At 44.5% G+C, this 220-nt stretch carries 1 protein-coding gene; it reads right to left on the bottom strand.

The genetic code is table 11. The features are described 5' to 3' along the window. Positions 1 to 220 (bottom strand): GBS Bsp-like repeat-containing protein (locus ADI76_RS07000; protein WP_049515356.1); only part of this gene is annotated, 220 nt, incomplete at both ends.

The following is a 220-nucleotide window of genomic DNA, read 5'->3' as shown; positions in this document are numbered from 1 at the left end:
GCCATCACTTTGACGGACTGCTTTGTGCCATACTAGATCATCTTGCCAGTTCTTGTCGGACCAGGTTGGGATCAAGACTTCCTTCAAGCCATTTGGAGCTACTACATTGCGAATTACTGCATCAAAGGTGCCCGTCTCGACATTATTATTTTCAATCGTTAAAGTACCACTTGGTTTTACGTGGTGTACTTCTGTCGTAGTCTCTGTGATGTAGTTCCGT

This window comes from Streptococcus parasanguinis (genome assembly GCF_001074805.1).
GTDB lineage: Bacteria > Bacillota > Bacilli > Lactobacillales > Streptococcaceae > Streptococcus > Streptococcus parasanguinis_A.
This window is presented reverse-complemented; position numbering and strand designations above follow the sequence as displayed.